We start from the raw sequence: 23,110 nt of genomic DNA, 5'->3' as shown, positions 1-23,110 counted from the left end.
GTGCGTGTGCGGGCCGCGCGCGCGTGCGCGGGGTCGGTTGCTCTTGTCGAACGTGCGCGGGACCGCGACGGTGCCCGGCGGCCGGTCATCCGGCCAGGATCCGGGACAGGTACCGGGCGACGGCGCGCACGGACGCGATGGTCCCGGGGTAGTCCATGCGGAGCGGGCCGACGGAGCCGATCCGGGCGACGGCGGTCCCGCCGCCGTCGGGTCCGCCGTACCCGGTGGTCACGAAGCTCGTCTCCACCAGCCCCTCGTGCTGGGTCTCGCGGCCGATCCGGACCGACACCGCGGCCTCGTCCTCGGCCATCTCGCCCAGCAGGCGCAGCAGGACGACCTGCTCCTCCAGCGCCTCCAGGACCGGGCTGATCGTGCGGGCGAAGTCCGCGCCGCCGCCGCGGACCAGGTTCGCGGTGCCCGCCAGCACGACGCGCTCCTCGCTCTCCTGGGCCAGCGTGTCCTCCACCACGTCCACCACGCCGCGCACGAGCGGGCCGTCGGCGGGGGCGAAGTCGTCGGCCAGGTCGGACAGCGCGGTGCCGAGCTCGGCGAGCCGGCGGCCCGCCGCCGCGGTGTTCAGCCGGACGCGGAGCCGCGCCACCGTGCCGACGTCCAGGGCGTCCGGGACCTCGATGGTGCGCTGCTCGACGCGGCCGTGGTCGGTGATGATGACGACCAGCAGGTGCCGGTCGCCGATCGGCACCAGCTCCACGTGCCGCAGCGCCGTGCGGCGCAGCGACGGGTACTGCACGACGGCGACCTGGTGCGTGAGCTGCGCGAGCAGCCGCACGGAGCGGTCGACCACGTCGTCCAGGTCGGCGGCGTCCTCCAGGAACGTCTCGATCGCGCGGCGCTCGGGGGCGGACAGCGGCTTGATGGTCGCCAGCCGGTCGACGAACATCCGGTAGCCCTTGTCGGTCGGCACCCGGCCGGCCGAGGTGTGCGGCTGCACGATGAGCCCGGCGTCCTCCAGGGCCGCCATGTCGTTGCGGATGGTCGCGGGCGACACCCCCAGGGCGTGCCGCTCGACCAGCGCGCGGGAGCCCACGGGCTCACGGGTGGCGACGTAGTCCTCCACGATCGCCCGCAGCACGTCCAGCCTGCGGTCCTCGCTCATCGCCACCTCCCTGACCTCCTGGCACTCGCTCGAACCGAGTGCCAATTCTACGCGTCCGCCGGCGCGGCCGCCGCGTCCCGCCGCCGGGCCCGCAGATCGAGCAGGCCGACCACGAGGGCGACGGCGACCAGCGACACGGTGAGCAGCAGCGCGCGCCCGGCCGCCGCGCTGCCGTCGACGCCCGAGGCCAGGGCCGAGTAGTACGTCGACAGGGCCACCGCGACGCCGAGCGCCGAGCCGACCCGCTGACCCACCTGGAGCATGCTGCCCGCCACCCCGGCCCGCTCGACCGGCACCTGCGCGAGCGTCAGCGTCTGGTTCGGCGCGATGACCAGGCCGCTGCCGGCGCCCGCGACCATCTGGGTCGCCGCCATCACGAACCCGACGGCGGGCGGGTCGACGAGCCGGATCGCGAGGTCGGTGCCGATCAGGCCGGTCACCACGAGCACCAGGCCGACGACCACCAGCGCGCGCCCGCGGGTGGCGACCAGCCGGCCCGAGCGCTGCGCCGACACCGCCGAGGCGATCGCGAACGGCATGTTGACCAGACCGGCCTGCAGCGGGGTGAAGCCCGCGACCTGCTGCAGGTACAGCGTCGCCACCAGGAACACCGACGTGAACCCGCCGAAGTACGCGATGCCGAGCAGCGCACCGTTCCGGAACGCCGGCTCGCCGAGCACCCGCGGGTCCAGCACGGCGGCGCCCGTGCGGCGCTGGTACCGGCGCTCCCACAGCACGGTGGCGACGCCGAGGACGGCCGCGACGGCGAGCCACCACCAGCGGGCCGGGTCGTCGCCGCCCTCCCCCGTCGTCGTGACGAACGGCACCATCACCGCGGCGGCGGTCAGCGCGACGCCCGCCAGGCCGACGCCGTCCAGCCGCGGCCGGCCGCGCGGGCCGAGGGTGCCGCTCGGTGCCCCGACCGTGCCGCGCGGGAGGAACCTCACCGCGAACGGCAGCACGACCGCGATCACCGGCACGTTCACGAAGAACACCCAGCGCCAGCCCTCCTCGGCGCCGAACGCCTGGATGATCAGACCGCCGAGCAGCGGGCCCAGCGCGGTCGACACCCCGATGGTCGCGCCGAAGTACCCGAAGGCCTTCCCGCGCTCGTACCCGGAGAACAGCTGCTGGATCGTCCCGACCACCTGCGGGTTCAGCAGGCCGGCGCTCATCCCCTGGAGCAGCCGCGCGACAGCCAGCAGCTCGTCCGACGGCGCCAGGCCGGCGCCGAGGCTGGTGAGGGCGAAGCCGGTCAGGCCGATCAGGAACAGGCCGCGGCGGCCGCGGGCGTCGCCGAGCCGGCCCGCAGGCACCAGCACCAGGCCGAACGCCAGCGTGTAACCCGCGACGATGAGCTGGAGCTGGCTCGCCCCGGCGTGCAGGCTGCGCTCGATCGAGGGCAGGGCGACGTTGACGATCGACACGTCGAGCATCGTGATGAACCCGATGGCCAGGCAGACGCCGAGGGCGCGCCAGCGGTGCGGGTCGGGGGCGGGGCGCTCGCCGGGGGCCTCCCGGCGGCCGGCGGGCGGGTGCTGCGCGGGGCTCGACGTCACCGTCGTGTCGTACCACGCGGGCCGCGGGTCGGCACCTAGGCTGCCGCGGGTGACCGACCGCTACGGAACCGACGTGCTGTCCGGGGCATCCTCGAGCGCGCACCGCCGCCCCACCTCCACCCCCACCCCCGCCGAGCGCGGCCTGGTCGTCGAGGAGGTCACGACCGGCTGGGTCGGGGCCGTCGTCCGGGTGGAGAAGTCGGGCGGCGAGCACGTCGTCGTCCTGGAGGACCGCCGCGGGCGCACGCGGACGTTCCGGCTCGGGCCGGGGTTCTGGGTCGACGGCAAGCCGGTCGAGCTGGTGCCGCCGCGACCGACCGCGCCGACCGGGCCGAAGCGCACCGCGTCCGGCTCGCTGGCGGCGGCCGACCAGCGCGCCCGCGTCGCGATCGGCAGCCGGATCTGGGTCGAGGGCAAGCACGACGCCGAGCTCGTCGAGAAGGTCTGGGGCGACGACCTGCGGGCCGAGGGCGTCGTCGTCGAGCTGCTCGACGGCGTGGACAACCTGGTCGACGCGCTGCGCGACTTCCGCCCCGGGCCGGGCAAGAAGGTCGGCGTGCTGGTCGACCACCTGGTGCCGGGGTCGAAGGAGCAGCGGATCGCCGACGAGGCCGCGCGCACGGTGCCCGCCGGGACGCTGCTCGTGCTCGGCCACCCCTACGTCGACGTGTGGCAGGCCGTGAAGCCCGCGCGCGTCGGGCTGACCGCGTGGCCGACCATCGAGCGCGGCACCGAGTGGAAGCGCGGCATCCTGCGCGAGCTCGGCTGGCCCGCCGACGAGCAGGCCGACGTCGCCCGTGCCTGGCAGCGCATCCTGCGCTCCGTGCGGTCCTACGCCGACCTGGAGCCGTCGCTGCTGGGGCGGGTCGAGGAGCTGATCGACTTCGTCACCGCGCCCTGACGCGCCGCCCCGTCGCGCTCAGGGGGCGACGGGCTCGTCCTGGAGGCGGCGGTAGAGCCAGGTCGTCGCGAGCAGGCCGACCGGGAACGACACCAGCTGGCCGATGCCGCACAGCGCCGACCCGACGAGGTTCGCGGCGTAGACCGCGAGGAACAGCAGCAGCACCGCGCCGAGGTTCCGGGTCACCATCGTGAAGCTGGCCCGGATCGCGTCCACGGGCGCCATGCGCTTGTCGATCACGAAGAACAGCGTGAACTGCGCGAGGAACGCGAACACCAGGCCCGGGATCACGAACAGCACGATGCCGACCGCGGTGCCCAGCCCGACGAGCAGCGCGGCCACCAGCACCTTGCCGACGTCGTCGAACCGGAAGAACGTGCCCACCTCGACCCGGCGCCCGTCCGCGACCTCGAGGGTCGCCCGGATGACGCCGGCCTGCATGAACACGCTGAGCAGGGCGATCACCGCGACGACCACGAGGTAGCCGAGGACGAGGCCGACCCCCGTCCCGCCGCGCAGCTCCTGGGTGGCGGGGTCGACGCTCGCGACGGTGCCGCCGACGAGCACCGAGAACAGCACCACCGACACCACGACGATGACCGCGAGGTACGCGAGGACGCCCAGCAGGAACGGGCCGACGTACTGGGTGAACTTCGTCCAGCCCCAGGTGAACGCCTCCCCGACGCTCGAACCGGCGGTCGGCGGGCCGTACCCGGGCGGCGGGTACGGCGGCTGCTGGCCGTAGCCGGGCGGCGGGTAGGGCGGCTGGCCGTACGGCTGCTGCGGCGGGTACGGCGGCTGGCCGTACGGCTGCTGCGGCCCCGGCCCCGGCTGCGGCTCGTCGTCGCGCGGCGGGGTGGTGCCCGGGTTCTCGGTCATCGTGCCCTCCTGGTCGGCGCTCGGTCGCCGTCGAGCCAGCGAACCGAAGACGGCCACCGGGTGTCAAGGAGGCCGATTCTGGACAGAAGAGGACGAAAGACCCGGTCACACCGCTACGCTTCGACCGCCGTAGCCCCGCACCACCCACGAGGAGACTCATGTCGTACGACCAGCAGCCGCCCGCGGGCGGCCAGCAGCAGCCGCCGTTCGGCGGTCAGCCCCAGCAGCCGTACGGCGGCCAGCCGCAGCAGCCGTACGGGGCCCAGCCGCAGCAGCCGCTGCGCCCGGACGAGGAGAAGACCTGGTCGCTGCTCGCGCACCTGGGCGGGATCATCTTCTCGTTCATCGCGCCGCTCGTGATCTGGCTGGTCTTCAAGGGCCGCGGCCCGTTCCTGGACGACCAGGCCAAGGAGGCGCTGAACTTCCAGATCACCGTCGTGATCGCCTACATCGCGTCCGGCATCCTGGCCGGCGTCACGTTCGGCGTGCTGTTCTTCCTGCCGTTCGTGGTGGGCGTCGTCGCGCTGGTGTTCTCGATCCTCGCGGCCGTGGCCGTGAACAAGGGCGAGTGGTACCGCTACCCGCTCACCCTGCGCCTGGTGAAGTGACCCCCGCGCGCTAGCGCGACCGCGAGTGGAAGGTCTGGCCCGACACGCCCACGGCGAGTCCGGCCAGACCTTCCACTCGTCTTCCGGGCGGTGCGCCCCGAGGGTCAGTCCGCGAGGGTGCGGACGACCGCGTCGGCCAGCAGCCGGCCCCGGCGGGTCAGCCGCACCCGGCGGCCCGGCCGGCCCCCGGCGCCGAGCGCCGCGCGCGCGTCGACCAGCCCGTCGGCCACCAGCCCGGCCACCCGCGCACGCCCGGACGGGCTCAGCGCCTCGACGGGCAGCCCCTCGTCCAGCCGCACCCCGAGCATCACCCGCTCCAGCCGCGCCGAGGCGTCCTCGACGGTCTCCCGCCCGGCCGCCGGGCTCTCCCCCGCCGCGAGCCGCGCCGCGTACGCCCGCGGGTGCTTCACGTTCCACCACCGCACGCCGCCCACGTGGCTGTGCGCGCCGGGGCCGACGCCCCACCAGTCGTCGTTGCGCCAGTACGCGAGGTTGTGCCGGCACGCGTCAGCAGGGGTGCGCGCCCAGTTGCTCACCTCGTACCAGTGCAGGCCGGCCTCGGTGAGCAGGTCGTCGGCGAGCTCGTACTTCGCGGCCTGGTCGTCCTCGTCGGGCAGCGCCAGCTCGCCGCGACGCACCTGCACCGCCATCTTGGTCCCCTGCTCGACGACCAGCGCGTACGCCGACACGTGGTCGACGCCGGTGGCCAGGGCCGTCTCCAGCGAGGTCCGCCAGTCCGCCAGCGACTCCCCGGGCGTGCCGTAGATGAGGTCGAGCGACACGGCCAGGCCGGCGTCCCGCGCCCAGCGCACGACGTCGGGGATGCGGCGCGGGTCGTGGGTGCGCTCCAGCGTCGCCAGCACGTGCGGGACGGCCGACTGCATGCCGAACGACACGCGCGTGAACCCGCCGCGCGCCAGCTCGGCCAGCGACTCCGGGGTCACCGAGTCGGGATTGGCCTCGGTCGTGACCTCGGCGTCGTCCGCGAGGCCCCAGGCGCCGCGGACGCCGTCGAGCATCCGGACCAGGTCGGAGGCCGGCAGCACCGTGGGCGTGCCGCCGCCGACGAACACCGTCGACGCCGGCCGCTCGGGCAGCCCCGCGGCGCGCGTGACCCGGCCGCCGAGCGCGAGCTCGGCCAGCGCCGTGTCCGCGTAGGCCACCTGGGACGCGCCACCGCCGAGCTCGGTCGCCGTGTACGTGTTGAAGTCGCAGTACCCGCAGCGGACCGTGCAGAACGGCACGTGCAGGTACACGCCGAACCCGCGGCGGTCGGCGCCGTCGCGCACCGAGGCCGGGAGGGCTCCGTCCGCGGGTGCGGCGTCGCCCTCCGGGAGCGCCGGGCTCACTTCTTCTTCGCGTCCTTGGCGTCCTTGGCGCCGCCCGCGTCGGACGACAGCGCGGCGATGAAGGCCTCCTGCGGCACGTCGACCCGGCCGATGGTCTTCATGCGCTTCTTGCCCTCCTTCTGCTTCTCCAGCAGCTTCCGCTTGCGGGTGATGTCACCGCCGTAGCACTTGGCGAGGACGTCCTTGCGGATCGCGCGGATCGTCTCGCGGGCGATGACCCGCGACCCCACGGCCGCCTGGATCGGCACCTCGAACTGCTGGCGCGGGATGAGGTCCTTGAGCTTGGACGCCATCATCACGCCGTACGCGTACGCCTTGTCCTTGTGCACGATCGAGCTGAACGCGTCGACCTGCTCGCCCTGCAGCAGGATGTCGACCTTCACCAGGTCCGCGACCTGCTCGCCGACGGGCTCGTAGTCGAGGCTCGCGTAGCCGCGGGTCCGGGACTTCAGCTGGTCGAAGAAGTCGAACACGATCTCCGCGAGCGGCAGCGTGTAGCGCATCTCGACGCGGTCCTCGGACAGGTAGTCCATGCCCAGCAGGTCGCCGCGCTTGCCCTGGCAGAGCTCCATGATCGCGCCGATGAACTCGCTCGGGGCGAGGATCGTCGACTTCACGATCGGCTCGCGCACCTCGCGGATCTTGCCGCCGGGGAACTCGCTCGGGTTGGTCACGGTGACGACCGTGCGGTCCTCCATCGTCACCTCGTAGACGACGTTCGGCGCGGTCGAGATGAGGTCGAGGTTGAACTCGCGCTCCAGCCGCTCCCGGATGATCTCCAGGTGCAGCAGGCCGAGGAACCCGACGCGGAACCCGAAGCCAAGCGCGACCGAGGTCTCGGGCTCGTAGTTCAGCGCGGCGTCGTTGAGCTTGAGCTTGTCGAGCGCGTCCCGCAGCACCGGGTAGTCCGAGCCGTCGATCGGGTACAGGCCCGAGAACACCATCGGCTTCGGGTCGGAGTAGCCGCCGATCGCCTCGGTGGCGGGCTTGCTCGCGTTCGTGACGGTGTCGCCGACCTTCGACTGGCGGACGTCCTTCACGCCGGTGATGAGGTAGCCGACCTCGCCGACGCCCAGGCCCTTGGTCGGGACGGGCTCGGGCGAGATGACGCCGATCTCCAGCAGCTCGTGCGTGGCCTTCGTCGACATCATCGCGATGCGCTCGCGCGGGTTGAGGTTGCCGTCCTTGACCCGCACGTAGGTCACGACGCCGCGGTAGGTGTCGTAGACCGAGTCGAAGATCATGGCGCGCGCCGGGGCGTCGGGGTCGCCGGTCGGGGCGGGGACCAGCTCGACGATCCGGTCCAGCAGCGCCTCGACGCCCTCGCCGGTCTTGCCGGACACCTTGAGGCAGTCGGCCGGGTCGCCGCCGATGAGGCTCGCGAGCTCCTCGGCGTACTTCTCGGGCTGCGCCGCCGGCAGGTCGATCTTGTTCAGCACCGGGATGATCTGGAGGTCGTTCTCCATGGCCAGGTACAGGTTGGCCAGCGTCTGCGCCTCGATGCCCTGCGCGGCGTCGACCAGCAGCACGGCGCCCTCGCAGGCGGCGAGCGACCGGGACACCTCGTAGGTGAAGTCGACGTGCCCCGGGGTGTCGATCATGTTGAGCGCGTAGGGGGTGTCCCCCAGCGCCCACGGCATGCGCACGGCCTGGGACTTGATCGTGATCCCGCGCTCGCGCTCGATGTCCATGCGGTCGAGGTACTGCGCGCGCATGGCGCGCGAGTCGACCACGCCGGTCAGCTGCAGCATGCGGTCGGCGAGCGTCGACTTGCCGTGGTCGATGTGCGCGATGATGCAGAAGTTGCGCAGCAGCTCGGGCGGGGTCGCCGCGGGGGTGATGCGCCGGGACTGCTCGGCGCTCGGGATCGGGGACACGTGCTCCCTCGGTTTCGCAGGGTCGGACTGCCACCATGGTCCCATGCCCGCGCCCGGGACCCGAGCCGCCGCCGACTCCTGGTCCGCCGGGACCGCCGAGCCGGCGGCCGGGACCGCCGTGCTCGACGCGCTCGCCGCCGCCCAGGACGCCTTCGCCGCGCTGCTCGCCGAGGCGGACCCGGGCGCCCCGGTGCCGGGATGCGCCCCGTGGACCGTGACCGACCTCGCGCTGCACCTCGGCGGGGTGCACCGCTGGGCCGCGGCGATGGCACGGCGCGAGGACGACGACGGCGCCGACCCGGTCGGACCCCGCGAGCCCGACGCGCTCCGGACGTTCTACCGGGAGCAGGCGGACGTGCTGCAGGCCACCCTCCGGTCGCTCGGCCCGGACGCACCCGCGTACACCCTGCTCGGGCCCGGGCCGGCCGCGTTCTGGCACCGCAGGCAGCTGCACGAGACGCTCGTGCACCTGCACGACCTCGCCGCGGCCGCCGGCGCCCCGCACCCCGTGGCCGACCCCGTGCTGTGGGCCGACGCCGTCGACGAGGTGGTGACGGTGATGACGCCGCGGCAGGTGCGGCTGGGGCGGATGGCGCCGCTGGACGCGCCCGTGGAGCTGATCGCGGACGACGCGGGGCGGTCGTGGCTGCTGGGCGCGCCGGCGGACGGGCAGCCGGGCCCGGCGGGCCTGCGGCCGGAGGCGGCAGGCGACGCGACCGCCCCGTCGGCGCCCGACGGCGCGCCGGTGACCGTCGCGGGCCCCGCCCGCGCGCTGGCCCTGCTCCTCTGGGGCCGCACCCCTGCGGACGACCCGGCGCTGACGGTCACGGGCGACCGCGCCGCCCTGGACGCGGCCCGGGCAGCCCCGCTCACGCCCTGACGCCACCGCCGGCGCCCGGCGTGGCCCCGCTTGCGCGTCACGCCGGCTTCGTGGCCGTCAGGGCGAACGTCAGGGGCACGCGGTCACCACCCTGCGGGAGCGCCCAGCTGCCGTCGCCGGTCGGCTCCATCCCGGGCAGCGCACGCCACGGGATCGTCCGGTGCTCCGCGATCTCGACCAGCCGCAGCCCGGCGCCGAGCAGCGCCTGCACGATCTCGGCGAGGCCGTGCTGCCACTCGTAGGTGTCCCGCGCGTCCTCGGGCACCGCTCCCCCGGCATAGGTCGAGGCGTGCCGGTGGTGCCGCGGCGCGCCGCCGAAGTACGGCTGCGTCAGGACCAGCGCCCCGTCGGCGCGCTCCGGGTCCAGGGCGTACAGCACCGGATGGGCCTCGCGGACGTAGAACGTGCCGCCCGGACGCAGCAGCCCCGCCACCACGCGCGCCCACGCGTCCAGGTCCGGCAGCCAGCACAGCGCGCCGATCCCCGTGTAGACGACGTCGAACCGGTCGGGGCACACGTCCAGGGCCCGCGCGACGTCGCTCTCCAGGAAGGTCGCCGCCAGGCCGGCCCGCTCGGCGAGGTCCCGGGCCGCGGCCGTCGAGGCCGGGGACAGGTCGATCCCCGTCACCCGTGCCCCGAGCCGCGCCCACGAGAGCGTGTCGAGCCCGATGTGGCACTGCAGGTGCACCAGGTCGAGCCCGGCCGGCGAGCCGCCCGGCAGGTGCGGCACGAGCGCGGCGAGGTCGTCGCGGACCACCGACGTGATCCGGCCGTCCTCGACCACGAAGGCGTCGGCGCCGTAGGCCCCGAGGTGGGCGGGGACCACGGCGTCCCAGCTGCGCCGGTTCACGGCCACGGCGTCGCTGCTCATGAGCGGCACCCTAGGGTGGGTCGCGCGGCGACGACGAGGGGTTATCGGCCCGCGGCCGCCCGAGGCCCGGGGCACCCCGTCCCGGGGAGTCGCGGGGTCGTGCGGCCGGGCTTCGTCCGGCGGCTGCTCGCCTGGTAGGCTTGTCAGTCGCGTGTCCGCCCGGGTCGGCGGGCACAAGTCCGGTTCCTCTCCGCGGGTGTCCCCACGCCCCAGTCCCGGCGCCGGACGCGCCCTCTACGACCTTGTTCCTCTCGCTCCGGCGAACACACGAAGAGAGTCCACACCGTGGCCAACATCAAGTCCCAGATGAAGCGCATCCGCACCAACGAGAAGGCGCGCCTGCGTAACAAGGCTGTCAAGTCCGAGCTGAAGACGTTCGTGCGCCGCGTGCGCGAGGCCGTCGCCGGTGGCGACAAGGACGCCGCGAGCACCGCGCTCGTCGCCGCGTCGAAGAAGCTCGACAAGGCCGTCTCGAAGGGCGTCATCCACGCCAACCAGGCCGCCAACAAGAAGTCGGCGCTGGCGAAGTCGGTCAACGCGCTCTGACGCGACCGTAGCCTTCACGAAGGGCGTCACCCTCTCCACGGGGTGGCGCCCTTCGTCGTCCCACCCGCGTCCGGCCCGCGCCCCGCCCACGACCGGCCCACGCCTTGCCCAGGCCCGGCGAGGTTGCAGCAGATGCTGTCTTCACGCGCGTGATGGCGACATCTGCTGCAACCTCGGCGGAGCGACGGCACGCCGGGACGCACGGCGTGGGGCGCGGGGCACTCCCGGAACACGCCGAGGGCGTCACCCCCCCTGCGGGGTGACGCCCTCTGTGCGGGTCGGGCCGTGGCCCTCCCGTGGGGAACGCGGTCGCTCAGTCCTGAGCCACCGCGCTCCACGCCTCCCACAGCACCGCGGGAACGGCCGGCCGGAAGCCCGCCTCCCGCAGCGCGCGGTCGAACGCCTGCGCAGCCCCGGTCACGTCGCCGTGGCCCAGGAACCGGTCGCCGAGCTCGCGCCACACCGCGGCGGACTGCCGCGACGCGGACATCATGCCGAGCATGTCGGCGGCCCAGCGGTACGCGCGGGACGCCGCCTCGACCTCCCCGCGGGCGTGCAGCGCGTCGCCGATCGCGAGCTGCGCCGCCGCGCCGTCCAGACGGGGCTGGTCGCCGAGCCGGTCGAGAGCCGCGCGGCCGAAGGACTCGGCCGCGACCGGGTCGCCCTGCATCAGGTGCGCGCGCGACCGCTCGACATCCAGGCGCGCCATCTCCACCTCGGAGCCGGAGACCTCGAGCTCGGGGGCCGCGCGCTCGAGCTGCTCGAGCGCGGTCGCCGGTTCGGCCGGGTCGCTGCGGAGCAGGAGCCACGCGTAGTTGAGGCGCAGACGCGGGATGTCGCGGCTGACCTCGCCCTCGCCGAGGAGCGCCAGCGCGCGCTCGGTGTAGCGCTTGGCCAGGCCGTAGTCGTGCCGCTGCTCCGCCACGAGCGCCGCGTTCCAGTAGACCGACCCGCGGCCGCGCGGGGTGCCCAGCGACTCCGCCTGGCGGATCAGCTCGGCCGCGCGGTGCGTCGCGTACAGCAGGTCGCCGCGCTCGACGTACGCCCACAGGGTCGTCGAGCCGAGGCGGAGGTGCTCGTCGGTGCCGGTCAGGCCGGCCTCCTCCAGCTCCGCGAGCTGGCGGTCGCCGACCTCGATCGCGCGGCCGAGGTCGCCGGACTCCACGTAGGAGGCGACGAGGGCCGTGGCCGCCGCGGCGGCGTCGAGGTGGTGCTGCTCGACGCGTGCCTGCGTGAGCAGGGGCTCCAGGACGCCGACGGCCGACTCGAGGTCGCCGAGCATCTCGTGCGCCTGCGCGAGGGCCAGCAGCGCCTCGACCCGCACCTGCCGGGACACCGGCTCGAGGTCCAGCGCGAGGATCCGGTCCCGTGCCGACGAGGCCTCCCCCGACACCAGGTCGAGACGGGCGTAGTCGAGCGCGAGCTTGGCGCGCGCCTCGGCCGGCCCCTCGTCGCCGTGCTTGAGGTACTCGACCGTGGACCCGAGCCGCTCGGCGATGACGCCGAGCGCCGCGTCGGTCGGCTCGCGCCGACCGGACTCGATGAGGGAGATGTAGCTCGGCGAGAGCGCGTCTCCGGCGAGGGCCGTCTGGGAGAGCCCAGCGGCCAACCGCGCCTGGCGGACGCGGTCAGCAATGGTCGTCATGGGTGTCACTGTACCTATGACGCCTCGTGACGGCGAGCCTGTCACCCGTCCGCCACGACTCGGTCCCGGCTCGCCGCACGCGCCGAGCGTCGGCGGAGCGAGCCGGGACGCCCCGAAGGCGTTCAGGCGACGGTCCGGCAGCAGCCCGTCGCGCCGCTCTGGATCGTGAAGCCGCCGGCGGCGTTGGCCGCGCCCGACGCGCCGAGGGTGAGGGTCAGGGCGAGGGCGGCGGTGGCGATGGCCTTGATCGAGGTGCGCATGGGGGGTCTCCTGTCACAGAATGTTGACTGGCTGTCACGACGATCATGACTGATGCGATGCGCTTCGCACCACCTGCTGAGCAGTTCTGGCGCGGTTCCGCCCGATCGGGTGAATCCGACGTCACTTTGCCCCGTCATCTCGCGATATCACCCCCGGTCGGAGAGCCGAACCCGTGTCATGCGGCGCTGACTGTGGTGTCATGGATGACATGACCAGGGGACAGGGCGACGTGGAGCGACAGCTCGCGGACGAGATCGACGCCGCGATCCCGGACGTGCTGCGCCGCCAGTGGGAGCGGCACGTGGCGACGGAGCGCGTGCTGGTCGGGCGGCAGGGGATCTTCTCCCCCCGGCTGCACCCCTTCGGCTACGAGCTGGCGTTCCGGGCACCCGGCGCCACCTCGGCCGACGCCGGCGCGTGGAGCGAGCTCCAGCACGAGCGCGCGACCAGCGCCGTGCTGCGCGCCACCTTCGGCCGCGCGGACGTCGACGAGGTCGGCCACGGGCGCTGGCTGTTCGCGCGGTGCCCGCGCGCGTTCCTCACCGGCGAGCTGCACCTGCCGAACCGTCCCGACCGCCTCGTGGTGGAGATCACGGGCACGACCCGCATCGACGGCGACGTGCTGCGGGGGGTCCGCCGGCTCCGGGAGCAGGGCTTCCGGATCGCGATGGCCGGGTTCGTCTCCCGGCAGGACCAGCGCATGCTCCTCCCCCAGGCCGACTTCGTGAAGATCGACGCACGGGACCTCGACCTCGAGGGCGAGCCGGTGGTCGACCTGGCGCGGTCCCACGGCGCGCTGCTGGTCGCCGAGTTCGTCGAGACGAGCGCCGAGCTCAAGGCCGGGCGGCGCCTCGGCTTCGACCTCTACCAGGGCAACCTGCTGGAGCGGAGCCTGCTGGTCGACCGCTCGGCGGCGCCGCTGCTGCGGCCCGGCACCAACGCGCTGGGGCAGCACTACATCTGATCGGCGCCGGGCACGTGGCGCACGTCCTCGTCGCCCGCCTGCCTCGCCGTGCGGCGGGCCGACCCCGCGGGGCGGTCAGCGCCGGACGACCGCGGCGATCCGCAGCACCGCGCGCTCGACGGCGAAGCGCGGGTCGCGGCTCGCGCCCTTGACCTCCGCGTCCGCCTGCGCGACCGCGGTGATCGCCGACGCGAGCGCCTCGGGCGTCCACCGGTTCAGCTCCTTGCGCGACCGGTCGACCTGCCACGGCGCGAGCCCGAGGTCGCGCTCGGCGCCCGGTCCGCGCCCCCGCACCGCCGACACCTTGGCGAGCACCCGGAGCCGCGCCGCGAGCGCCGCCACCAGCGGGACCGGGTCGACGCCCGTGGCGAACGCGTGCCGCAGCAGCGCGACCGCCTCCCCGGCGTTGCCGTCGACCGCTGCGTCGGCGACGCGGAACCCCGTCGCCTCGATCCGGCCGCCGTAGTACCGCTCGACGACCTCGACGCTGATGACGCCCGACGTGTCCGCGACGAGCTGGGCGCACGCCGCGGCGAGCTCGCGCAGGTCGCTGCCGACGGCGTCCACCAGGGACCGGACGGCACGGGCCTCCATCCGGCGGCCCGCGCGACGCAGCTCCTGCGTCACGAACGCGGCCTTGTCGGCGTCGCGCTTGATCGTCTCGCACACCGCCACGGGGTGGCCGGCCGCCTTCACCGCGTCGAGCAGCCGCTTGCCGCGCTGGCCGCCGCCGTGCCGGAGCACCAGGACGACGTCCTCCTGCGGGGCCGCGACGTAGGCCGTCGCCTCGAGGATCAGGTCGTCCGTGCCCTTCTCGACGTTCTCGACCACCACGACCCGGTCCTCGGCGAACAACGAGGGGCTCGTGGCCAGCGTCAGCTCGCCGGCCCCGTACGCCGCGGCGTCGAGGCGCGTGACCTCGACCTCGGCGTCCCGCTCGCGGGCGAGCCCGACGACCCGGTCGGCGGCGCGTTCGGCGAGCAGCTCCTCCGGGCCGGTGATCAGGACGACCGGGGCGAGCCCGACCTCGTCCCACGCGAGGCCGGCGGGGGCGGACGACCCGCGGCCGCCCCGGGCGGGTCGGCGCGCGGCGGAGGTGGGAGCAGGCACCTGCCTAGCGTCCCACGGCCCGCCGACACCGGAGCACCAGGACGAGCGCGGCGCCGCACGCGCACGCGAGGAGCACCTGGCCGAGCGCACCGCCCGCCCACGCCACCTGGGCGCCCGGCAGCCCGGTCGCGGTGCGGGCGACCGCGGCGATCCACCAGCACGCCGCGCCCGCCCCCTGCGCGCACCAGGTCGCACCCGCCGGCCACCACGGGCCGAGCACGGCGGCGAGCAGCCCTCCGACCGTCGCCGGAGCCACGGCCGGCGCCGCGACGGCGTTCGCCAGCACGGCGTACGCGGACACGGCAGGGGTGAGCACGAGCAGCACCGGCCCGCACACCGCCTGGGCGGCGACGGGGACGGCGAAGGCGGTCGCCACGGGATGCGCAGCCGGGAGCTCGTCGGCACCGGCCCTGCTGGTCGCGCGCGTCCGTGAGGCGCCCGCCGTCGCCGACCACCGTCGAGCCAGCGGCCCCGCGAGCAGCGCGATCCCCGCCGTCGCGACCACGGACAGCACGAACCCGACGTCCCGCGCCAACCACGGGTCCACCACGAGCAGCACGATCACGGCGCACGCCAGCGCAGGCACCGACCGCGCCGGTCGGCCCACGACGATGCCGAGCACGCCGACAGCGCCCATCACCGCCGCGCGCACGACGCTCGACCCGGGCTGCACCACCGCGACGAACCCCCCGAGCGCCACCACGAGCGGCAACCAGCGCCACCGCCGCGGCACCCCGCACCGCGTGACCACCGCCAGCACGACCGCCCCGAGGATCGAGAAGTGCGCCCCCGACACCGCCGTGATGTGCGCGAGCCCGGACACGCGCATCGCGTCGTCCAGGTCACCGACCCCGCGGGTGTCGCCGACCGCCACCGCCGGCAGCAGCCGACCCGCGTCGCCGGGCACCGTGGCCGCGGTCGCGACCAGCCCGGCCCGCACCCCGTCGGCGACGCGGAGCACGGTGGGAGGCGGTGCCCGCACCCCCAGGTCGCCGTCCGCCCGGGCGCGCGCCATCGCCCGTCGCGCGACGTCCGGGACCGGCGAGAGCCGGGCCTCGACGACGACGCGCGTGCCGTAGGCCAGGTCGGACGCCGTGGCAGGCGCGTACACCTCGACGGCGGCACGCGACGCGGTGGCACGCGGGCCGCCCGCCCGCCGCGTCTCCTGCCCGGCCTCCTGCTCGGCCTCCTGCCCGGCGTCCCGCCCGGTGGTCTGCTCCGCGCCCCGCCCGGCACCGACGTCGGCCACCGAGTCCACCGCCAGCAGGAAGCGCACGACCCCGCCCGAGCCGCCCCCGCCCCCGGGCGGCTGCGGGGTGGACCGGACGGTCCCGGCCAGCCGCACGCGTGCTCGCTCCTCGGCGAGCCCCCGGATGTCGCCCGCCTCGCGGGCGCGGACCTGGGTCCCCGTGGCCAGGAGCAGGACCGCCACCGCGCCCAGCGCCAGCCCGCCCTGCCCGCGCAGCGCAGCCCGGTCCGGCGGGCGCCGCGCAGCCCGGTCCGGCGGGCGCGGCCCGGCCCGCACCGCGCCCCACGCCCGCGCACGCCGCGCACTCCGCGCCGGTGCCTCCGCCCGCGGCCGCACGCCGAGCACGGCCGCGGCGAGCGCCCCGACCACCGCACCGGCGCCGACCAGCACCCCCGCGGTGCCGCAGACGGCGAGCACCGCGGCCGCCCAGACCGCGAGCGCCGCCGGGACCAGCCGGACGTCGACCGCCTCGTCGGCGCTCACACCCGCACCAGGTCACGGATCTGGCCGAGCACCGCGGGGCCGATGCCGGACACGTCCTGCAGGGCGTCCACGCTCGCGAACGGGCCGTGCGCCTCGCGCCAGGCCACGATCCGCTCGGCGAGCACCGGGCCGATCCCCGGCAGCGTCTGGAGCTCGGCCGCGCCGGCCGCGTTCACGTCCACCGCGCCACCCGCCGCACCGCCGCCACCCACGCCGCCGCCCGCGTCCTCGGCCGCCACCGGCTCCTCACCGGGCGCCGGGACGCGGATCTGGGCACCGTCCTGGACCACGGCCGCCAGGTTCAGCGCGGTGAGGTCCGCGCCCGGGAGCGCGCCGCCGGCCGCCGTGACGGCGTCGGCCACGCGCGAACCGGCGGGCATCGCGACCACCCCCGGCGACGCGACCTCGCCGACGACGTGCACCCAGACGGTCGCCTCCTCGGGCGTCGGGCCGGGCTCCGCACCTCCCGGCCCGGCCACCGGAGCCGTCACCGCGGGCTCCTCGACCGCGACCGGCTCCCCCGTCGGCTGCCCGGCCGACCGCAGGGCCACCGCTCCCCCCGCGAGCAGCAGCGCCCCGAGCGCGATCCCCGCGGTCCGCGGCGCGACCCGCCACCGCACGAGGCCGTCGAGCCCGGACCGCCCGTCATCGACCGCGCGGTCCGGCTCGTCGAGGTCCGCGCCCGGGCCGGCACCGACGCCACCGACCGGCACGACGCGCGCCCCGCCACCACCCCGTACCGGCTGCTCGGCGCCCGGCGTCCCGCCGTCACCCCGCACCGCACCGTCCCCGGCACGCGCGGCCTCGTCCCGCTCGGGCCCCGCCCCGCGCTCGCCGGCGGCGGGCAGCACGGCCGACGCCCCCCGCGCCGCCTCACGCAGCCGCGCAGCGCCGGCGCCCGTGGTGAAGGGGACCGTGGCGTCGTGGCGCGGGTCCGGTGGCGGTCCACCGTCGTACCAGGTCATGCGGCGACGCTAGGCAGCCTCCCCGTCGGTGGTGCCGAGGCGGCCGCCGACCTGGGGACGACGCACGGGGCACCCCCCTGTGGACGGTTCGGCGACCGCTCGCCGAGCGGGCACGGCCGGGACCCGCACCGCCGCCGAGCACGCGCCGGCCCTCGGGCGACCCGCCTGCGCCCCGCCCGGGACGTCAGCGGTCGGTCACGGTCACGGCGAGGGCACCGACGCCGAGGTGCCCGCCGAGCACGGCCCCCACCTCACGCACCAGGACCTCGTCGAGGCCGAGCGCGTCCCGAAGCCGGCCGGCCACCTCCTCGGCCACCTCGGGGCGGCCGAGGTGCTGCACCCCGACCCGCACGGCCGACACGGCCGAGCCGGCACCCGCGGCACCGGCACCCGCGACCCCGGAACCCGCCCCCGGCACTCGCCGTCCCACCTCCGCCACGGCGAGCGCGTGCAGCCGCTCCCGCGCCGCGCGCCGCGTCCGCACCCGCTCCGCGACCTCGATCCGCCCGTCGCGCAGGACGAGCACCGGCCGCAGCCCGAGCACCGTCCCGAACGCGGCGGCGGCGGCCGCCAGCCGCCCGCCCCGGCGCAGGTGGTCCAGCGAGTCCACGACGAACCACGCCGCGGTGGACCGCCCGACCTGCTCGGCGGCCCCCGCCACGGACGCGCCGTCGGCGGGCCCCCAGACGGTGCCGCGAGCGGCCTCCGCGGCGGCCAGCGCGGCGAAGCCGAGCCCGAGCCCGGCGCTCCGCGAGTCGACGACGTGCACGGGCAGCGGCGCGAGCTGCGCGGCCAGGCCGGCAGCGCGGACGGTGCCGGAGAGCTCGCCGGACAGGTGCACGGACACCACCTCGGCGGCCCCGCGCGCGGCGGCGGCCTCGTAGGCGGCGGCGAACGCGGCGGGCGGCGGCTGGGACGTCGTGACGCGGCGCCCGGCGGCGAGCGCCGCGACCAGCCCGTCGGGGGTCAGGTCGACGCCGTCACGGAACCGCTCGCCGTCGGCCGCCACGTCGAGCGGGACGACGTCGATCCCCCAGGCCGCGGCGTCGGCCGCCGTCAGGCAGGACGTCGAGTCGGTGACCACGACGACCCGGGGCGGGGCGGGCTGAGCGGGCTCGGGGTCGACGACCGCCCGGGGACCACGGCGGAGCCGGCGCGCGACGCGCTCGGCCCACGCGGGCGGCGGCACCGCGATCCGCAGCGCGGCCCGGGCGCGCGGTCCCGGACCGGACCCGCCCACGGTCCCGCCCCCGGAGCGCACCGCTCCCTCGTCACCGGTCGCGGCCCCGGCCCCCGCCGGACCCCCGTCGCCGGTCACGGCCACGACGCCCGCCGCACCCCCGTCACCACCCGCTCCAGCAGCCCCGCCGCCGCGCGCGGCACCGCGCCCCGCCCCCGCGCCCAGCGCGGCGGACGGGGCGTCGGCGCCCTCGGCCAGCGTCAGGCCGGCACCACGTTGACGAGCTTCGGCGCCCGCACGATCACCGTGCGCACGCCGCGCCCGGCCATCGCGCGCTGGACGCCGGGGTCGGCCAGCGCGAGCTCGCGCAGCGTGGCCTCGTCGGCGTCGGGCGCGACCTCGGCCCGCCCGCGGACCTTGCCCTGCACCTGGAACACGCAGGTCACGGACTCCTGCACCAGGTACTGCGGGTCGACGGCCGGGAACGGCTCGTGCGCGAGCGACCGCTCGTGGCCCAGGCGGGACCACAGCTCCTCGGCCAGGTGCGGCGCGACGGGCGCGGTCATCAGCACGAGCTGCTCGGCGACGGTCCGCGGCACCGCGGGCAGCGACGTCAGGTGGTTGTTGAGGACGATGAGCTTGGCGATGGCGGTGTTGATCCGCATGCCCTGCATGTCCTCGCCGACCTCGGCGATGGTCCGGTGCAGGACGCGCAGCGTCTCGACCGTCGGCTCCTCGTCGACGACGGTGACCTCACCGGTCTCCTCGGACACGACGTTGCGCCACACGCGCTGCAGGAACCGCTGCGCGCCGACGACGGCCCGGGTCTCCCACGGGCGGGACAGGTCGAGCGGTCCCATCGACATCTCGTAGACGCGCAGGGTGTCCGCGCCGTACTCGGCGTACATCTCGTCCGGGGACACGGCGTTCTTCAGCGACTTGCCGATCTTGCCGTACTCGCGGAACACCTCCTCGCCGTTCCAGGTGAACCCGGACTCGACGGACTCGTCCTCGACCACCTCGGCGGCCGGGACGTACACGCCGCGCGCGTCGGTGTAGGCGTACGCCTGGATGTAGCCCTGGTTGAACAGCTTGTAGAAGGGCTCGCGGCTGGAGACGTGGCCCAGGTCGTACAGCGCCTTGTGCCAGAACCGGGCGTACAGCAGGTGCAGCACGGCGTGCTCGACGCCGCCGACGTACAGGTCGACGCCGCCCGCGCCGTGGGTGTCCCCCGGGTTGTGGCCCGGGCCCATCCAGTACTGCTCGAGGGCGGGGTCGACGACCTGGCCGGTCGCGTGCGACGGGTCCAGGTAGTGCAGGTAGTACCAGCACGACCCGGCCCAGTTGGGCATGGTGTTGGTGTCGCGGCGGTAGACCTTCGGGCCGTCGCCCAGGTCCAGCGTGACGTTGACCCAGTCGTCGTTGCGGCTCAGCGGCGCCTCGGGCGAGGAGTCGGCGTCGTCGGGGTCGAAGGTGCGCGGGGCGTAGTCCGGCACGTCGGGCAGGTCGACCGGCAGCGCCTGCTCCGGGACGGCGATGGGCAGGTCGTGCTCGTCGTAGACGATCGGGAACGGCTCGCCCCAGTACCGCTGCCGGCTGAACAGCCAGTCGCGCAGCCGGTAGGTGGTGGTGCGCGAGCCGGCCCTGCGCTCGGCCAGCCAGTCGACGATCCGGGTCTTGGCCTCGGCGACGGACAGCCCGTCCAGGCTGATCTCGTCGTTCGACGAGTTGATGATCGCGCCGTCGCCCGTCCAGGGGCCCTCGTGGCCCTCCGGCGGCTGCACGGTGTGCACGACGGGCAGGCCGAACGCCTCGGCGAACGCGAAGTCGCGGGTGTCGCCGCCGGGCACGGCCATGATCGCGCCGGTGCCGTAACCCATGAGCACGTAGTCGGCGATGAACACGGGCAGCTGCGCGCCGTTGACCGGGTTCAGCGCGTACCCGCCGGTGAACACGCCGGTCTTGCGGCCGGCGTCGGCCTGCCGCTCGACGGCGGTCTTGGCGGCGGCCTCGCGGCGGTAGGCGGCGACGGCCTCGGCCGGGCTCGCGGCGCCCCCGCGCCAGGACTCCGGCACGTCCTCGTCCCAGGCCGGCTCGGAGTCGGCGACGATCGCGTCGACCAGCGGGTGCTCGGGCGCCAGGACGACGTAGGTCGCGCCGAACAGCGTGTCGGGGCGGGTGGTGAAGACGGTCAGCGGCTCGTCGGCGTCGGTGACCTCGAAGTCGACGTGCGCGCCCTCGGACCGGCCGATCCAGTTCCGCTGCATCGCGGTGACCTTCTCCGGCCAGTCGATCAGCGCCAGGTCGTCGGCCAGGCGGTCGGCGTACGCGGTGATCCGCATGTTCCACTGGCGCAGCGTGCGCTGGAACACCGGGAAGTTGCCGCGCTCGGACCGGCCGTCGGAGGTGACCTCCTCGTTGGCCAGCACGGTGCCCAGGCCGGGGCACCAGTTCACCGGCGTCTCGGAGACGTACGCCAGGCGCTGGGCGTCGACCACGCGGCGGCGCTGCACGGCGTCCAGGTCGGCCCACGCGGCGCCCTCGGGCACCCCGTCGATCCCGTCCGGCACCGCGCGGGCGCCCGACTCGTACGCCTCGACCAGCGTCGACACCGGCCGGGCGGCACCCGTGCCGCCGTCGGGGCGCACGGCGTCCTCGTCGTACCAGGACTCGAAGATCTGCAGGAAGATCCACTGCGTCCAGCGCACGTAGTCCGGGTCGATCGTCGCGAACGACCGGCGCGGGTCGTGCGCCACGCCCAGGCGCTTGAGCTGGCGCGCCATGATCTCGATGTTCGCCTCGGTGGTCGTGCGCGGGTGCTGGCCCGTCTGCACGGCGTACTGCTCGGCGGGCAGGCCGAACGCGTCGTAGCCCAGCGCGTGCAGCACGTTGTCGCCCTGCATGCGGCGGAACCGCGCGACGACGTCGGTGGCGATGTACCCCAGCGGGTGGCCGACGTGCAGGCCCGCGCCCGAGGGATACGGGAACATGTCCATCACGAAGAACGGCCGCGCGCCCTCGCGGGCGTTCGCGCCGTCGCCGTCGGTCAGCGCGCTGCCGGCCGGGTTGGCCGCGAAGAACGTGCCGCGCTCGACCCACTCGTCCTGCCACCGGAGCTCGATCTGCTGGGCGAGCTCGGCGGTGTACCGGAACGGCACGTCCTGGCCGCCGGCGGTGGCCGGGGCGGAGGCGGGATCGGGCTGGGTGCTGGCGGGCGACGTCACCGGGGAAGTCTATCGACGCGCGGAGCCGCCGCCGGACGCGGCGCGAGCGCCTCGCGCGGCCCTCGGCCGGGTGTCGCCGAGCGCGGTGGTCCGCGCCGAGCGCGGTCGCCCCAGCCCCCGCGCTCGGCGCGAACTGCCGCACTCGGCGGGCGGAGGGCCGGACGCCGCCGGACGCCGGCGGACACCGGCGGGACGCCCGCGCGTCGGGGTCAGGCGGTGCGCCGGCGGGCGGCCCCGCCCAGCACGATGCCCGAGACGACCAGGCCGACCACGGTCAGCCCCGCCCCCACCCAGGCCGGCGCGACGTAGCCGAGGCCGCCCGCGATCACGAGGCCGCCGACCCAGGCGCCGAACGCGTTCCCGGCGTTGAGCGCGGAGTGGCACAGCGCGGCGCCGAGCGACGGCGCGGACGGCGACAGGTCCATCAGCCACGCCTGCAGCGACAGCCCGAGCACCTGCGTGGTCACGCCCAGCAGCACGATCGCCAGGACGCCGGGCACGACCCACTGCGCGAGCACCGCGATGAGCACGAGCGCGACGATCGTCGACGCGAACCCGAGCAGCACCGTGCGGGCCACGGACCGGTCCGCGAGGCGGCCGCCGAGCAGCGTCCCGGCCGTCATCCCGACGCCGAACAGCGCGAGCACGACGGGCACCGTCGCCTCGGCGATGCCGGTGACCTCGGTCAGCAGCGGCGACACGTAGGAGTACACGGCGAACATGCCGCCGAACCCGATCGAGCCCGCGGCGCACGCGACCCACAGCCGCCGGTTCCGCAGCGCCCCGAGCTCCGCCCGCACCGTCGCGCCGTCCCGCACCGGCAGGCCGGGCAGGAACCGGAGCAGGGCCAGCAGGGTCAGCGCCCCGAGCACGCCCACGGCGACGAACGCCACCCGCCAGCCGAACGCCTGCCCCAGCACGGTGGACAGCGGCACGCCCACGACGTTCGCGATCGTCAGGCCGGCCATCATCGTCGCGACGGCCTGCCCGCGGCGCCCCGGCCCGGCGACGTGCGCACCCATCACCGCGCCGACGCCGAAGAACGCGCCGTGGGGCAGACCCGCGACGAACCGCGCCGCCACCAGCCAGCCGAGCGAGGGCGCGAGCGCCGACAGCACGTTGCCGACGGTGAACGCCGCCATGAGGACCAGCAGGAGCTTCCGGCGGTCCATCCGGGCCGCCATCGTGGTCAGCAGCGGCGCCCCGACGACGACGCCCAGGGCGTACGCGGTGATCGCGTGGCCGGCCTCGGGGATCGTGCCGTCGAGGTCCTCGGCGATGAGCGGCAGCAGGCCCATCGTCGCGAACTCGGTGGTGCCGATCGAGAACCCGCCGAGCGCGAGCGCCAGCAGCGGCAGCCGCGCGCGGCGGCGGACCAGGCTCGGGTCCAGGACCACCTCGGTGTCGACGGCGGGCCCGGCGCCCGGCGTGCTCGTGTGCAT

Annotated in this window: 19 protein-coding genes; 5 read left to right on the top strand and 14 right to left on the bottom strand. The window is 75.6% G+C overall.

Annotated elements, in window-relative coordinates; genetic code table 11:
* Positions 1-85: 85 nt before the first annotated feature.
* Together hrcA and FS882_RS18965 are read right to left on the bottom strand one after the other, a co-directional pair.
* Complete coding sequence (gene hrcA / locus FS882_RS18970; RefSeq protein WP_158375508.1) at positions 86-1,117, bottom strand: heat-inducible transcriptional repressor HrcA; 1,032 nt, start codon at positions 1,115-1,117, stop codon at positions 86-88.
* A 47-nt stretch (positions 1,118-1,164) separates the two neighbouring features.
* Positions 1,165-2,676: an MFS transporter gene (locus FS882_RS18965; protein ID WP_158375506.1), complete on the bottom strand. Its 1,512-nt coding sequence runs from the start codon at positions 2,674-2,676 to the stop codon at positions 1,165-1,167.
* 49 nt (positions 2,677-2,725) lie between these two features.
* On the opposite strand from FS882_RS18965, the gene FS882_RS18960 reads away from it, so the two are divergent.
* A complete protein-coding gene (locus tag FS882_RS18960; protein ID WP_262348411.1) occupies positions 2,726-3,577 on the top strand; it encodes a DUF3097 domain-containing protein in 852 nt (283 codons plus the stop codon).
* Positions 3,578-3,595: 18 nt separating this feature from the next.
* On the opposite strand, the gene FS882_RS18955 is transcribed toward FS882_RS18960, so the two are convergent.
* The gene (locus tag FS882_RS18955; protein WP_158375502.1) at positions 3,596-4,456 is read right to left on the bottom strand and encodes a hypothetical protein; all 861 of its coding nucleotides are present in this window, start codon (positions 4,454-4,456) and stop codon (positions 3,596-3,598) included.
* A 158-nt stretch (positions 4,457-4,614) separates the two neighbouring features.
* Between FS882_RS18955 and FS882_RS18950 the strand changes: the two genes are divergently transcribed.
* Positions 4,615-5,064, top strand: a complete 450-nt coding sequence (locus FS882_RS18950) for a DUF4870 domain-containing protein (protein ID WP_158375500.1) — start codon at positions 4,615-4,617, stop codon at positions 5,062-5,064.
* A gap of 104 nt (positions 5,065-5,168) precedes the next feature.
* Here FS882_RS18950 and hemW read toward each other — a convergent pair whose 3' ends face one another.
* Positions 5,169-6,413 (bottom strand): radical SAM family heme chaperone HemW, encoded by a 1,245-nt coding sequence (gene hemW / locus FS882_RS18945; protein ID WP_158375498.1) that lies wholly within the window; start codon positions 6,411-6,413, stop codon positions 5,169-5,171.
* On the bottom strand, positions 6,410-8,290 hold the full coding sequence (lepA, locus tag FS882_RS18940; RefSeq protein ID WP_158375496.1) for a translation elongation factor 4: 1,881 nt from the start codon (positions 8,288-8,290) through the stop codon (positions 6,410-6,412). The genes hemW and lepA overlap by 4 nt, the downstream gene beginning before the upstream one ends.
* 43 nt (positions 8,291-8,333) lie before the next feature.
* Here lepA and FS882_RS18935 point away from each other — a divergent pair, with 43 nt between their 5' ends.
* Positions 8,334-9,170: a maleylpyruvate isomerase N-terminal domain-containing protein gene (locus tag FS882_RS18935; protein WP_158375494.1), complete on the top strand. Its 837-nt coding sequence runs from the start codon at positions 8,334-8,336 to the stop codon at positions 9,168-9,170.
* Positions 9,171-9,207: 37 nt separating this feature from the next.
* Here the strand turns inward: FS882_RS18935 and FS882_RS18930 are convergent, their stop codons facing one another.
* On the bottom strand, positions 9,208-10,041 hold the full coding sequence (locus FS882_RS18930) for a class I SAM-dependent methyltransferase (RefSeq protein ID WP_158375492.1): 834 nt from the start codon (positions 10,039-10,041) through the stop codon (positions 9,208-9,210).
* Positions 10,042-10,326: 285 nt separating this feature from the next.
* Between FS882_RS18930 and rpsT the strand changes: the two genes are divergently transcribed.
* Positions 10,327-10,587: a 30S ribosomal protein S20 gene (rpsT, locus tag FS882_RS18925; protein WP_154730608.1), complete on the top strand. Its 261-nt coding sequence runs from the start codon at positions 10,327-10,329 to the stop codon at positions 10,585-10,587.
* A 313-nt stretch (positions 10,588-10,900) separates the two neighbouring features.
* Here rpsT and FS882_RS18920 read toward each other — a convergent pair whose 3' ends face one another.
* Positions 10,901-12,232 carry a helix-turn-helix domain-containing protein gene (locus FS882_RS18920; protein WP_158375490.1) on the bottom strand — a complete coding sequence of 444 codons (1,332 nt, stop codon included), beginning with the start codon at positions 12,230-12,232 and terminating at the stop codon, positions 10,901-10,903.
* Positions 12,233-12,354: 122 nt separating this feature from the next.
* Positions 12,355-12,492, bottom strand: a complete 138-nt coding sequence (locus tag FS882_RS21190) for a hypothetical protein (protein WP_154730606.1) — start codon at positions 12,490-12,492, stop codon at positions 12,355-12,357.
* 209 nt (positions 12,493-12,701) lie between these two features.
* Here FS882_RS21190 and FS882_RS18915 point away from each other — a divergent pair, with 209 nt between their 5' ends.
* Positions 12,702-13,457, top strand: coding sequence for an EAL domain-containing protein (locus FS882_RS18915; RefSeq protein WP_158375488.1), 756 nt, complete (start codon positions 12,702-12,704; stop codon positions 13,455-13,457).
* Positions 13,458-13,532: 75 nt separating this feature from the next.
* On the opposite strand, the gene holA is transcribed toward FS882_RS18915, so the two are convergent.
* The 6 genes from holA to FS882_RS18885 all read right to left on the bottom strand — a co-directional run bounded on the left by holA (position 13,533) and on the right by FS882_RS18885 (position 23,110).
* Positions 13,533-14,567 carry a DNA polymerase III subunit delta gene (holA, locus tag FS882_RS18910; protein WP_158375486.1) on the bottom strand — a complete coding sequence of 345 codons (1,035 nt, stop codon included), beginning with the start codon at positions 14,565-14,567 and terminating at the stop codon, positions 13,533-13,535.
* A 4-nt stretch (positions 14,568-14,571) separates the two neighbouring features.
* Complete coding sequence (locus FS882_RS18905; protein ID WP_158375484.1) at positions 14,572-16,299, bottom strand: ComEC/Rec2 family competence protein; 1,728 nt, start codon at positions 16,297-16,299, stop codon at positions 14,572-14,574.
* Positions 16,296-17,264: a ComEA family DNA-binding protein gene (locus tag FS882_RS21695; RefSeq protein ID WP_158375482.1), complete on the bottom strand. Its 969-nt coding sequence runs from the start codon at positions 17,262-17,264 to the stop codon at positions 16,296-16,298. The genes FS882_RS18905 and FS882_RS21695 overlap by 4 nt, the downstream gene beginning before the upstream one ends.
* A 184-nt stretch (positions 17,265-17,448) precedes the next feature.
* The gene (locus FS882_RS18895; RefSeq protein WP_262348410.1) at positions 17,449-18,588 is read right to left on the bottom strand and encodes a DegV family protein; all 1,140 of its coding nucleotides are present in this window, start codon (positions 18,586-18,588) and stop codon (positions 17,449-17,451) included.
* Positions 18,589-18,704: 116 nt separating this feature from the next.
* Positions 18,705-21,668, bottom strand: a complete 2,964-nt coding sequence (leuS, locus tag FS882_RS18890; RefSeq protein WP_410053299.1) for a leucine--tRNA ligase — start codon at positions 21,666-21,668, stop codon at positions 18,705-18,707.
* Positions 21,669-21,877: 209 nt separating this feature from the next.
* On the bottom strand, positions 21,878-23,110 hold the full coding sequence (locus FS882_RS18885; protein ID WP_158375480.1) for an MFS transporter: 1,233 nt from the start codon (positions 23,108-23,110) through the stop codon (positions 21,878-21,880).

The sequence above is a fragment of the Cellulosimicrobium cellulans genome (genome assembly GCF_007679345.1).
Classification (GTDB): domain Bacteria; phylum Actinomycetota; class Actinomycetes; order Actinomycetales; family Cellulomonadaceae; genus Cellulomonas; species Cellulomonas cellulans_A.
This window is presented reverse-complemented; position numbering and strand designations above follow the sequence as displayed.